Raw genomic sequence first — 11430 nt, 5'->3', positions numbered from 1 at the left:
GCCGTATGGAGATGTACTTCGAGGAGCACGGTGACGGCCCGGGACGGCCGCTGATCCTCGTGCCGGCCGCGCTGTCGGGCATCCATACGTCGTTCGGCACGCTGCTGCCGTTGCTGGCCGGAACCCGGCGGGTCGTCGCCGTCGAGCTGCCGGGGCACGGGCGCAGCCCCGACTGCGATGGGCCGTACACCGTCAGGGGCTTTGCGGCGCAGGTGGTGCAGCTGCTGGACCGTCTCAGCCTGGCGCGAGCGGACCTGCTGGGCTGGGGGCTGGGCGCCGCGGTCGCGCTGCGGATCGGCACCCACCACCCGGCGCGGGCAGGCCGGCTCGTGCTCGCCTCGCCGGCCTTCGACCGCGGTGGCCTGCACCCCGGGCTGCTCGACGGCGCCGCGCACCTGCGGCCCGAGCACCTGCACGGCTCCGAGCTGCATGAGGAGTACCTGCGTACCGCGCCCGACCCGGCGGGCTGGGATCGCCTCGTCACGAAGATGGCGGTCCTGGACGCGCATCCGCCGCGGTGGACGGCGGCGCAGATCCGCGCCCTGCGGGTCCCCGCACTGGTCGTGGTCGGCGACGCGGACATCGTCCGGCCGGAACATGCCGTGCGGATGTTCCGCCTGCTCGGCGGCGGTGTCCCCGGCGACGTCTGCGCGATGCCGCGCTGCCGCCTCGCGATCCTGCCCGGCACCACCCACACCTCCCTGCCGCACCGGGCCGGGCTGCTGGTCCCGCTGGTTGAGGAGTTCCTCGACGAGGCTTGAGCACCGCGGTGGCCACGTGTCCCGTGCGGGGCCCGGACGGTATGACGTCTGGGCCCCGCGCGGGACGGGAGTGTCAGCGCTTCATGAGGGCGAAGACTCCCCAGCTGAGATATTCACGCCCGTAGCGCGCGTAGCGGGCGGGCTCGGTGGTGAGTTCTTCCCGTATTTCGGGGGCGAGTTCGTCGTCCGGGTTCTGGTCGAGCCAGCGGCGCAGGTTGAGCCACTGGGCCGCGGCGTAGCGGTCCCAGCTGTCCTGGTCGGCCAGCATCATTTCAACGACGTCGTACCCGAGTTCCTGGAACTGCTCGATCAGCTCCGGGAGGAGCAGGAATTCGGCGATGGAGGTGGCGTGGCATGCCTTGCCGGTCGTTTCGTCCGGAGGGGTCTGCCGCCAGTACGGCTCGCCGATCAGCATCAGTCCGCCGGGGCGCAGGCTGCGGTCGAGCAGCTCGGTCGTTCCGGCGACGCCGTTGCCGATCCACGTGGCGCCGATACAGGCGGCCAGGTCGACCGGCTGGTCCGCGACATGGCCGGCGGCGTCACCGTGGATGAACTCGACCCGGTCGGCGACGCCGAGTTCGGCGGCGCGGGACCGGGCCTGCTCGGTGAACACCGTGCTGATGTCGAGCCCGGTGCCGGTGATCCCGTGGTCACGCGCCCAGGTGCACAGCATCTCGCCCGAGCCGCTGGCCAGGTCGAGGGCTCGTGTCCCGGGGGCGAGGTGGAGCGATGCGCCCAGGGCGGCGAGCTTGTCCGCGGTCAGCGGGTTGTGGATCCGGTGGCTGCTCTCACGGATGGTGAAGATGCGGGGAAGGTCCATGACCAGATTCCTTTCCGTCATGCCTTGAAGTGCGGGGATTGCATGAGGACGCGTCGAAGCCGCGCGCCGTGCTTGATCGGGCGCGCAGCCGCGCGTCGGTGCGGGAGGCGGCATTGGTGGTCTCGCGCTGCAGCCGGTGGTGGCTGTCGAAGCGCCGCTGGGTGAGGGAGCCGTCCTCGACGGCGGCCAGCACGACGCGGCCCGGCTCGCCGGACGACAGGCGTGCCGAGTAACCCTCCTACGAGGGAGGAAGGCAGGCGAAGGTCAGGACGAGGCCCGGGAGGTGAGGATGATCCGGGCGCCGCACACAGCGGGCGTCTCCACGCCAGTCATCAACACACCTCCTTGGATCGCCGTCAGCGAGCTGGTCATCGCTCCGGCAAGTACGGTAACACCCTCCGTGGACGTCGGCGCCGCTTGGGATGGCACGTCGGTCCGTCACGGTCGGCGTTGGCCGGGGCTCCGGTTACCCGATCAGATGACGCGACGGCACCCGATCGCCCCGAGTCCTCACGGACGAACGCGGATGATCGTCTTCCCCTTGCGTCGCTCAGTCGGGTTGAGGGCGGCGACGGCATCGTCGAGGGCCGCGACGTTGCCGATGTTCGTCCGCAGCCGTCGGTCACGCACGCGCTGGACGATCTCACCCAACTGGGCGCGATCGGACTCGACGACGAAGTCGATCGCCAGGCCATCGGCTGGCCGCGCCTCGGGTGGCCCTACGACGCTCACCAGTGTTCCTCCGGCCCGGATGAGGCCTGCGGACCGCCTCTGGATGTCTCCGCCGATGACGTCGAACACCAGGTCGACGCCGCCGACGTCGTCCAGGGCGTCGTTGTCGAGATCGACGAAATCCTGCGCGCCGAAGTCGAGCGTCTTCTGACGGTCGGCAGGGCGCCCCGTACCGATGACATACGCGCCGGCCTCACGTGCGAGTTGCGTCACCATCGTCCCGACCGCGCCGGCCGCGCCGTGCACGAGGACGCTCTGCCCCGCCTGAAGACGGCCGTGCTGGAACAGCCCCTGCCATGCGGTCAGGCCCGAGATCGGCAGGCTCGCGCCCACCGTGAAGTCGACATCGCCGGGCAGCGGCGCGAGGTTGCGTGCCTCGATGGCCACATACTCCGCCAGGGTGCCGTCGCGATGCCAGTCCGCGAGGCCGAACACCCGCTGTCCCACCGACAGCCCCGTCGTGCCGAAGCCGAGAGCGGTGACCACTCCGGCCAGTTCGTGTCCAGGGATCGACGGTGTTCGGTCACGGCCGAGGCGATCGGTCCAGGTCGAGGGCCACGCCATCTCAGTCGGGACGAATCCCGACGCATGAACCTGAACAATGACGTCGTTGACCGCCGGTTCGGGATCGGGCCGCTCCACCAGCGTCATCCCGGCCGTTCCTGCGGCCTGATCGGTCACCACAATCGCCTTCATCCGGCACCTCCCGCGGATGAGCCATCGCGGACCAGTTCAATCACGTCGTCCGGTACGAGTTGTCCGATGGCTCGGCAGTGCAGACGACCACGTACCCGCTCGGGTCGAGCAGAAACCCGGTCGACTGCGGGTAGACCGGATCAGGGTTGACGAAGCGCCTCACCGGGATCCCGGGACGGCCGCGGCGGCTGTGGAGAGCAGGTCGGACGCGCCGGCCGTCACCACCTTGCACGCCGTTCGCGGCGGTGTCTGCGCTCCGGCGAGCCATCCACGGCGCCTCGCGGCCCGGTGCACCCCGGTCACCTCACCCGGATGGGGGTGATCGGGCACCGCCGGGCAACCATGGGGTCCGTAGCCGGCGGCTACGGACACCTCGAGACACGTTGGAGGACTACGATGCCCAAGGACCTCGTCACACGGACGACGCTGCTCGACGAGTCACCGCCGTTCATCCCCGATTCGCCCGAGCTCATGACGGTGCTGCTCGAAGTGCCGCCGGGCGAGGGTGTCCCGCCGCACCGGCACTCCGGCCCACTCTCCGCCTACGTCCTCGAAGGCGAGATGATCTTCGAACTGGAGGGCCAGCCAGAGCGAGTGGTCCGGGCCGGCGAGGCGGTCTTCGAACCGGGCGGCGACGTCATCCACTACCAAACCGCCAATCCCCGGCCGGACACCTGGCTGCGCTTCCTGGCCACCATGATCATGGTGCCGGGTCAGCCGATGCAAACGCTGGTCAGTGATGAGGAGCTCGAACAACGTCGCGACCGGCGGGCACCCCGGCCCTCCTGAACTTCAGCACAGGGCGCCACAGCGCCGAGCCACTGGACGTCGACGAGCTCAAGGCAGGACCTCGGCTGCGACATCGCCCAGGGCTACCACTGCGCCAAGCCGATGCCGGGCGCGGATCTGAGCCGTTGGCTGTGCGAAGACACCGTGCCGGTCGAAGCGTCGACGGCTGGGTAGGGATGAGGCCATGGACTTCGGAATCGGATATTTCCCCACCCACAATGCCATGGCCCCGGGAGACCTGGCGCGGCTGGCCGAGGAGCGCGGCCAGTCCGCAGTGTTCTTCGCCGAGCACACCCACATCCCGGCCAGCCGGGACACGCCGTCCGAGGACGGGCGGGAGCTGCCGCAGAGGTACTGGCACACCTACGACCTCTTCGTCGCCCTGACCGCGGCCGCGGCGGTCACCAGCCGGCTGCGCATCGGCAGCGGCATCTGCCTCGTCATCGAGCGTGACCCGATCATCACCGCCAAGGAGGTCGCCTCGCTCGACCAGTTGTCCGGTGGCCGCTTCGAGTTCGGCGTCGGCGCCGGGTGGAACCGCGAGGAGATGCGCAACCACGGCACCGACCCGCGGGTGCGCATGGCCGTGCTGCGCGAGCGGATCGAGGCGATGAAGGCGATCTGGGCCGAGGAGGAGGCGTCGTACCACGGCAAGTACGTCGACTTCGAACGGATCTGGTCCTTCCCGAAGCCGGCCCAGCGCCCCCACCCGCCGATCCTCGTCGGTGGCATGGGCCCGGGCGTGCTGGACCGCGTGCTGGCGTTCGGCGACGCCTGGTTCCCCAACTACGGCGAGGGCGTCATCGAGCGCATCGGCGAGCTGCGGGCCAGGGCCGAGCGCCGGATCGACGTGCAGGTGCTCTCGGCGCCGGCCGATCCCGCGGTGCTGCAACGTCTCCACGAGGCCGGCGTCCAGCGCGCCAGCCGGTGGATCCCCTCCGGCCCGCGCTCGACCGTCGAGCGCGGCCTCGAACAGTGGGAGCGGGCCATCGCGGACTTCGCCGGCGAAGGCGCGTGACGCCCGACGAGTGCCGGCAGCGTTTCGGGGCGGCGCGCGTGGCCCGGCTGGCCACCGTCGCCCCGGACGGCTCGCCCCATGCCGTGCCCATCGTGTACGCGCTGGAGGGCGACACCGTCTACCACGGCGTGGACGCCAAGCCGAAGCGGCACACCGCCCTGCAGCGGCTGGCCAACCTGGCCGCCGAGCCGCGGGCCGCCGTGCTCGCCGACCACTACGACGAGGACTGGTCCGCGCTGTGGTGGGTCCGCGCCGACGGCATCGCGCGTGAGGTCGACCCGGCGGGGGAGGAGGGCCGCCGGGCGCTCGGGCGGCTGGTGGCGCGCTACCCGCAGTACCGAATCCGGGGCTTGATGATCGCGATCGACGTAACCCGGTGGACGGGCTGGTCGGCCTCGTAGAGTCGGGGTCATGACCGACTTCTCCGCCGAGCACCGGCGGCTCATCGACGCCGTCGCCGAGCGCCCGGGCGCGCAGATCGCCGAGGCGACGGTGGCCTACGACCATGACGGGCAGCCCATGGAGGGCTACCGCGCCCACGACGCCGCGGTCGCCGGGCCGAAGCCCGCCGTGATCATCGTGCACGACTGGACGGGGCTGCGGGAGTACCCCAAGGCCCGTGCCCAGATGCTCGCCCGCCTCGGCTACTACGCCTTCGCCGCCGACCTCTACGGCACCGGGCGGCGCTTCGAGGACCACCAGAGCGCGGCGGCGGAGGCCGGGAAGTACTACGGCGACCTCGCGCTGATGCGCGCCCGGGTCCGCGCCGCCTACGACGTCGTGGCGAACGACCCGGCGGTCGACGCGAGCCGGATCGTCGTCATCGGGTACTGCTTCGGCGGCTCGGCGGCGCTGGAGTTCGCCCGCACCGGGGCACCGCTGGCCGGCACGGTCGCGTTCCACGCCCGCCTCGTGGCCCACGAGCCGGCCGACGTCGCCGCGATCACCGGCGCGGTGCTGATCTGCACCGGCGGCGCCGACCCGGTGGTGCCCGACGAGGCGGTGGCGGCCTTCCAGGACGAGCTGCGCGCCCGCCCCGACCTGGACTGGCAGGTCATCACGTACTCCGGCGCCGAGCACGGATTCACCCTGCCGGGCGGCGCGTATCACCCGGCGGCCGACGCCCGCAGCTGGCGCGAGCTGACGGCCTTCCTGGACGAGGTCTTCTGAAGATCTTTGAAGTTGTAGCTGCTGCCGATGACCTTGCCCGGCTCGCTCGAAGCGCATCCGAGGGCTGACGGATCAGACGGCGAGGCGGTAGCCGCGTTTGATCACGGTGTGGACCAGTTCGACGCCGGGGACCGACCGGCGCAGCCGCGACACCGCCATCTCGATCGCATGGTCGTCCACGTGGGCCAGGCCGGGGACCTGCTGGCGGAGGTCGGCGCTGGACAGCACGTCGCCCGGCGCCCGGGCGAGCGCCCGCAGCACGTCGACGGGTCCCTGCTGGACCGGGTACAGCCGGCCGTCGAGCAGGACCGCGTGCCCGCGCACCTCCAGGGTCAGGGCACCGACGGCGGCGTGCACCGCCCGGTCGAGCACCGACCTGGCCAGCAGCGCAGCCGTCTCCTCGTCGAACGGCAGCGGCGGCACCGACGGTGCCACACCGTGCCGGCGCAGCACCCCGGCCGCGAGCGACCCCCGGCTGACGGTGACGACGTGGGCGCCGAGCTGGTCGGTCAGCGCCGGCAGCCGCCCGTGGTCCGCGGCGAACCGCAGCACGTGCCCGGTCGAGAGCGGGTCCAGCCAGGCGACCGCGTCGAGCTGGCGACGGCTGATCAGCTCGACCGCCCGGCGCAGGCCGACCACGTCGTTCGGCGGCTCGGACCGGAACGTCGGCACCTCCACCACGCCGGCGCCCCGGTGTCGCAGTGCCTCGCACGCCTCGGCCTGCACCGGCGCGTCGAGCTGGGCCACCACGTGCCGCCCGGCCGGGGCGTGGGTCAGCAGGTGACGGAAGAGCTCGTCGGCGGACCCGGCGGCGGTCGACAGGATGTCCCGGAGCCCGAAGCCGCGCAGGGCGTCGGCGGTGCGGGCGTCAGCGGCGAGCAAGCGGGCGGCGCGCAGCACCCGCAGCAGGCGCTCCGGGTCGGGGACCGCCTGCAGCCACGCGCGTATCCCGCCGGCGGAGGCGGCGAGGACGTCGTCGACAGGCCCGGCGAGGACCGCGGTCGTGGCCCGGGTGATCGCGGCACGGTCGGGCTGCGGGACCGCCCGGACACCCTGGACGGAGACGATCCGGGCGCCGTGGCCCTCGAGGAGGTCAGCGAGGCGGTGCCGGCGCCGATGGCTGATCACGGCGATGGTGAAGCCGGCCAGCAGCGACGGGTCCGCCGGGTGCTGCACCGCCACCTCCTTTCCGGGACCGGCCGGGTCCGGATCGTATGCCGTCGGATGGTCGTAGGTCACTGTTTGGCAACATCCGGTCGGGTGTCGATCATCGGGGCGGGCCGGCCGTGCAGGTGGACGCCGTCGGGGATCGGCGGGCCCGGTCATTAGTGATCTTGTGAGGCGCTTTGCAGAAGGGTCACACGCCGCCGCGAACCCTGGTGCGCGCAGCCGCTGAGGACGAACACTCGTGGTGACACGCGGGCAGGTCGACCGAGGGGGTGCGGATGGGGCACAACACGCTGCTGGTCCGGGAGGCCGACCTGGGCTCCGCCGCGCGGCAGCCGATGAACCTCTTCGCCGCCGTCCTCATCGACCTCGGCGGCAGCCTCATGCTCGAGGTGTGCGGCCAGCAGATGCCGGTCCCGGGGCTGCGGCGCCGCCTCGACCAGCCACACCTCCAGCAGTACGGCAGCCGGCGCGTGCTCGTCGAGATCCGGCCCGAGCATCTGTACGACGCGACGGTCGGGCTGCCGCCCGGAGCGGGCCGTGCCGGCCGGACGGCGTCAGTGCTGCACGGCACCGTCCGAGCCGTCCGGGTGGACGGTCCGGACCGCATCCTGGACGTCGAGGTGGCCGACGCGGCCGGCTGGCAGCCGGCACCGAGACTGGCGGCGCGCGTGGACCCGCGCAGCACCGCCGAGGCCGGCGACGCGGTCATGCTCGCCGTCGACCTCCGGTACCTGCGGGTGTTCACCGCCGACGGCGACCCGCGGTGACGAGGCCGCGATGCTGAGACGGTGGCGCGGCACCGCCGCCGGGCTGTGCTGCACCCTGCTGCTCGCCGCCGGCTGCTCGGCCGGCGCGGCCGCCGCGACAGGCCGCTACACCGGGCAGTCGGTCGAGGTGGTGGGCAGCTGGACCGGCGCCGAGCAGGCGAACTTCGAACGGGTGCTGCGGGCCTTCGGCGACCAGACCGGCGCGCGGGTGCGGTACACCTCCGGCGGCAGCGACCTCAGCGTGCTGGTGTCGTCCCGGCTCGGCAGCGGCAACCCACCGGACGTCGCGATGATCCCGCAGCCGGGAGTCCTCGCCCAGTACGCCGCGAGCGGTGCGGCGAAACCCGTCACGGGCGCGGTCGCCGCGGCGGTCCGGGCGAACTTCTCACCGCAGTGGCAGCAGCTCGGCACCGTCGGCGGGCAGCTCTACGGCGTCTACTTCAAGGCCGCGAACAAGTCCGTCATCTGGTACCGCGCCGACGCGTTCGCCGCCGCGGGGGTGGGTCCACCGGCCACCCTCGACGAGCTGACCGAGGTGTCGCAGACCCTGGTCGACTCCGGCACACCGGCGATGACGGTCCCGGGCGCCGACGGCTGGCCCCTCACCGACTGGTTCGAGAACGTCTACCTGCAGCTCGCCGGGCCGCAGCGGTACGACCAGCTGGCCGCGCACGAACTGCCGTGGACGGACCCGACCGTGGTCGAGGCGCTGCGCACCATGGGCCGCTACTGGGCGGCGCCGCAGTTCCTGCAGGGCGGCCCCAAGGTCGCGCTGCAGACGACGTTCACCCGTTCGGTCGCGGACGTCTTCGGCGCGAAGCCGACCTCGGCCATGCTGTACGAGGCGGACTTCGTCACGACCGAGATCGCCAAGCTCGGCGTGTACCGGGTCGGCAGCGAAGCCCGGCACTTCGCCTGGCCGTCGCTCGCCGGGTCCGGCCACATGGTCGTCGCGGGCGGTGATGCCGCCGTGGCGTTCACGGACCGGCCGGTGACGATGGATCTCATGGCATACCTGGCGTCGCCGGAGGCGGCCGCGATCATGGCGGGGCGGGGCGGGTTCCTGTCGGTGAACCGGAACCTGGACACGGCCGTCTACCCCGACGCGACCACCCGGGAGCTCGCCGAGACGCTGCTGCACGCGGAGACGCTGCGCTTCGACCTGTCCGACATGACACCCCGCAGCTTTGGCGGCGGCAACGGCGCGTCCATGTGGCGGCTGCTCCAGGCGTACCTCGCCGCACCGGCGAGCGACCCGGCGGTGGTCGCGGCCCGGCTCGAGGACGCCGCGGCGAAGGCGTACGGGGCGGCGTGATGGGGCGCACCGCCAAGTTCTCGACCGCGGCGTGGTTCCTGGCGCCCGCCGTCGTGATCGTCGCCGTGCTGCTCGTCTACCCGATCGGGCAGACACTGTGGCTGAGCTTCCACGACGCCGGCGGCCGCACCGCCGTCGGCACCGCCAACTACGCCGACATCCTCACCACCCCGCAGATCCGTCGGGCGCTGCTCAACAACGCCATCTGGATCGTCGTGGCGCCGAACCTGGTCCTGGCCGTCGGGCTGTTGGTCGCGTTCCTCGCTCAGCGGGTCCGCGGGGCCACCGCGGTCCGGGTGGTGCTGTTCATGCCGATGGCGATCTCGCTGGTCTCCGCCGGTGTCGCGTTCCGCCTCGTGTACGACGAGAGCCCCGACCGCGGTGCGCTCAACGCAGCCGTCGTCACCGCCCACGACGCGGTGCGGCCGCCGTCGCGGTACCACGGCGCGCGCCCACGCGACGAACGGGCGCTCGTGCCGGCGGGCGGGGCGCTCCAGACCGCCGGCACGGTCACCGCCGGCGAGAACGTGCTCCTGCCGCTGGTCGGGCTGGCACCGCAGCGACTGCCGGCGCAGGCCCGGCAGGCCGGCACCGGCGGGGACGGCGGCGCCGGCGTGCGCGGCGTGGTGTGGTCCGACTTCACCGCCGTCGGCGGCCGACCCGGCGCCGTCGACACCGGCGAGCGGGGACTGCCGGACATGGCGGTCGAGGTGATCCGCGACGGCGCCGTCGTCGCGCGGACCCGCACCGCCGCCGACGGCACCTTCAGCGTGCCGCAGCTGCGCGGCGGCGGCTACGTCGTGCGGCTCGCCGCGGACAACTTCACCGCCCCGTTCGCGGGCCTCACCTGGCTCGGCCCGGCACTGATCACCCCGGCGCTCATCGGCGCGTACGTATGGATCTGGGCCGGGTTCGCGATGGTCCTGATCACCGCGGGGCTCGCCGGCATCCCGAAGGAGACCATCGAGGCCGCCCGCACCGACGGCGCCGGGGACTGGCAGATCCTGCGCCGCGTCACCGTCCCCATGATGCGGCCCGTCGTCGTGGTCATCCTCGTCACCCTGACCGTCAACGTCCTCAAGGTGTTCGACCTCGTCCTGGTGCTCGCCCCCGAGTCCGCGCAGGGTTCGGCGTCCGTCGTCGCGCTGGAGATGTGGCGGTCGTCCTTCGACCACATCGGCCGCGGCAGCGCCCTCGGCGTGCTGCTGCTCGTCCTGGTCCTGCCCGGAGTGCTGTACAACGTGCACCGGCTGCGAAGGAGCGAACCATGAGCCTGTTCGCCGCGGTCGAGGCACCCGAGCTCGTGCCCGCCGGGACCGAACCACCCCCGCCCGCGCCGAGCCGCACCGCCCGGGCCGCGCGCCGCTTCGCCGTGACGGCCGCGCAGGCCACCCTGTTCGCCGTCGGGCTGTGGTGGCTCGTCCCCACCGTCGGGCTCGCGATCGTCAGCCTGCGCGGCCCCGCCGCCAACAGCGGCGCCGGCTGGTGGACCGTCCTGACCGAGCCCACGCAGCTCACCCTGCGCAACTACCGCGGTCTCGTCGCCGACGGCCGGCTGACCCACGCCCTGTGGAACACCGTGCTGATCTCGGTCCCGGCGACCGTCCTCGTCGTGGTGATCGGCGCCGTCGCCGCGTACCCGCTGGCGTGGCTGGCGTTCCGGGGCCGGCACGCCGTCATGCTGAGCCTGGCCGGGCTCGTCGCCGTCCCCGTCCAGACGGCACTGATCCCCGATGCGCGGCTGTTCGCCGCGTTCGGTGTCGCCGGCACCATCCCCGCGGTCGTCGCGTTCCACGTCGCGTTCGGGCTCCCGTTCGCGGTCCTGCTCCTGCGCAACTTCTACCTGGCCATCCCGCCGGACCTCATCGAGGCCGCCCGCATCGACGGCGGCAGCGAGGCCGTGATCCTCCGCCGGATCGTGCTGCCGCTGGCCCGGCCGGCGCTGGCGTCGCTGGCGGTGTTCGAGTTCGTGTGGGTGTGGAACGACCTCATCGTCGCACTGGTCTTCGCCCGGCCCGACAACGCGCCGATCACCCTGGCGCTGCAGGAGCAGATGCGCTCCTTCCCGTCCAATGTGGACGTCATCGCTCCCGGTGCGTTCGTCTCGATGGCCGTGCCGCTGCTGGTCTTCTTCCTGTTCCAACGGTTCTTCCTGCAAAGCACCGTGGCCGGCTCGCCCCGGTAACGACGCC

The 11430-nt window shown here is 72.5% G+C and carries 12 protein-coding genes; 9 read left to right on the top strand and 3 right to left on the bottom strand.

From position 1 onward, the window contains the following. The first annotated feature begins 5 nt into the window (after nt 1-5). A complete protein-coding gene (locus tag AB0I21_RS42130) occupies nt 6-761 on the top strand; it encodes an alpha/beta fold hydrolase (protein ID WP_360569284.1) in 756 nt (251 codons plus the stop codon). Nucleotides 762-834: 73 nt separating this feature from the next. Here AB0I21_RS42130 and AB0I21_RS42125 read toward each other — a convergent pair whose 3' ends face one another. Continuing rightward, nucleotides 835-1695, bottom strand: a complete 861-nt coding sequence (locus tag AB0I21_RS42125; RefSeq protein ID WP_360569283.1) for a class I SAM-dependent methyltransferase — start codon at nt 1693-1695, stop codon at nt 835-837. Nucleotides 1696-2091: 396 nt separating this feature from the next. Then, entirely contained in the window at nt 2092-3009 is a 918-nt protein-coding gene (locus tag AB0I21_RS42120; RefSeq protein WP_360569282.1) for an NADP-dependent oxidoreductase, read from the bottom strand. Nucleotides 3010-3405: 396 nt separating this feature from the next. Between AB0I21_RS42120 and AB0I21_RS42115 the strand changes: the two genes are divergently transcribed. The 4 genes from AB0I21_RS42115 to AB0I21_RS42100 all read left to right on the top strand — a co-directional run bounded on the left by AB0I21_RS42115 (nt 3406) and on the right by AB0I21_RS42100 (nt 5986). Beyond that, the gene (locus tag AB0I21_RS42115) at nt 3406-3798 is read left to right on the top strand and encodes a cupin domain-containing protein (RefSeq protein ID WP_360569281.1); all 393 of its coding nucleotides are present in this window, start codon (nt 3406-3408) and stop codon (nt 3796-3798) included. Between the two features lie 184 nt (nt 3799-3982). Further along, nucleotides 3983-4816, top strand: coding sequence for a TIGR03619 family F420-dependent LLM class oxidoreductase (locus AB0I21_RS42110; protein ID WP_360569280.1), 834 nt, complete (start codon nt 3983-3985; stop codon nt 4814-4816). Further along, nucleotides 4813-5217 (top strand): TIGR03668 family PPOX class F420-dependent oxidoreductase, encoded by a 405-nt coding sequence (locus tag AB0I21_RS42105; protein ID WP_360569279.1) that lies wholly within the window; start codon nt 4813-4815, stop codon nt 5215-5217. The genes AB0I21_RS42110 and AB0I21_RS42105 overlap by 4 nt, the downstream gene beginning before the upstream one ends. A gap of 10 nt (nt 5218-5227) precedes the next feature. After that, nucleotides 5228-5986 (top strand): dienelactone hydrolase family protein, encoded by a 759-nt coding sequence (locus tag AB0I21_RS42100; RefSeq protein WP_360569278.1) that lies wholly within the window; start codon nt 5228-5230, stop codon nt 5984-5986. 72 nt (nt 5987-6058) lie between these two features. Here AB0I21_RS42100 and AB0I21_RS42095 read toward each other — a convergent pair whose 3' ends face one another. Further along, nucleotides 6059-7162, bottom strand: coding sequence for a uroporphyrinogen-III synthase (locus AB0I21_RS42095; RefSeq protein WP_360569277.1), 1104 nt, complete (start codon nt 7160-7162; stop codon nt 6059-6061). Between the two features lie 269 nt (nt 7163-7431). On the opposite strand from AB0I21_RS42095, the gene AB0I21_RS42090 reads away from it, so the two are divergent. The 4 genes from AB0I21_RS42090 to AB0I21_RS42075 are packed head-to-tail and all read left to right on the top strand — an operon-like array spanning nt 7432 to nt 11423. Next, complete coding sequence (locus AB0I21_RS42090) at nt 7432-7923, top strand: hypothetical protein (RefSeq protein ID WP_360569276.1); 492 nt, start codon at nt 7432-7434, stop codon at nt 7921-7923. A gap of 10 nt (nt 7924-7933) precedes the next feature. Then, nucleotides 7934-9238: an extracellular solute-binding protein gene (locus AB0I21_RS42085; protein WP_360569275.1), complete on the top strand. Its 1305-nt coding sequence runs from the start codon at nt 7934-7936 to the stop codon at nt 9236-9238. Then, nucleotides 9238-10509 carry an ABC transporter permease subunit gene (locus AB0I21_RS42080; RefSeq protein WP_360569274.1) on the top strand — a complete coding sequence of 424 codons (1272 nt, stop codon included), beginning with the start codon at nt 9238-9240 and terminating at the stop codon, nt 10507-10509. Before AB0I21_RS42085 ends, AB0I21_RS42080 begins: the two co-directional genes overlap by 1 nt. After that, nucleotides 10506-11423 carry a carbohydrate ABC transporter permease gene (locus AB0I21_RS42075; protein ID WP_360569273.1) on the top strand — a complete coding sequence of 306 codons (918 nt, stop codon included), beginning with the start codon at nt 10506-10508 and terminating at the stop codon, nt 11421-11423. The genes AB0I21_RS42080 and AB0I21_RS42075 overlap by 4 nt, the downstream gene beginning before the upstream one ends. The last annotated feature ends 7 nt before the right edge of the window (nt 11424-11430 follow it).

Origin of the sequence: Dactylosporangium sp. NPDC050588, from assembly GCF_040654975.1 — a bacterium.
Taxonomy (GTDB): Bacteria; Actinomycetota; Actinomycetes; order Mycobacteriales; family Micromonosporaceae; genus Dactylosporangium; species Dactylosporangium maewongense.
The sequence above is the reverse complement of the archived record's forward strand: the minus strand, read 5'-3'. Positions and strand labels throughout refer to the sequence as shown.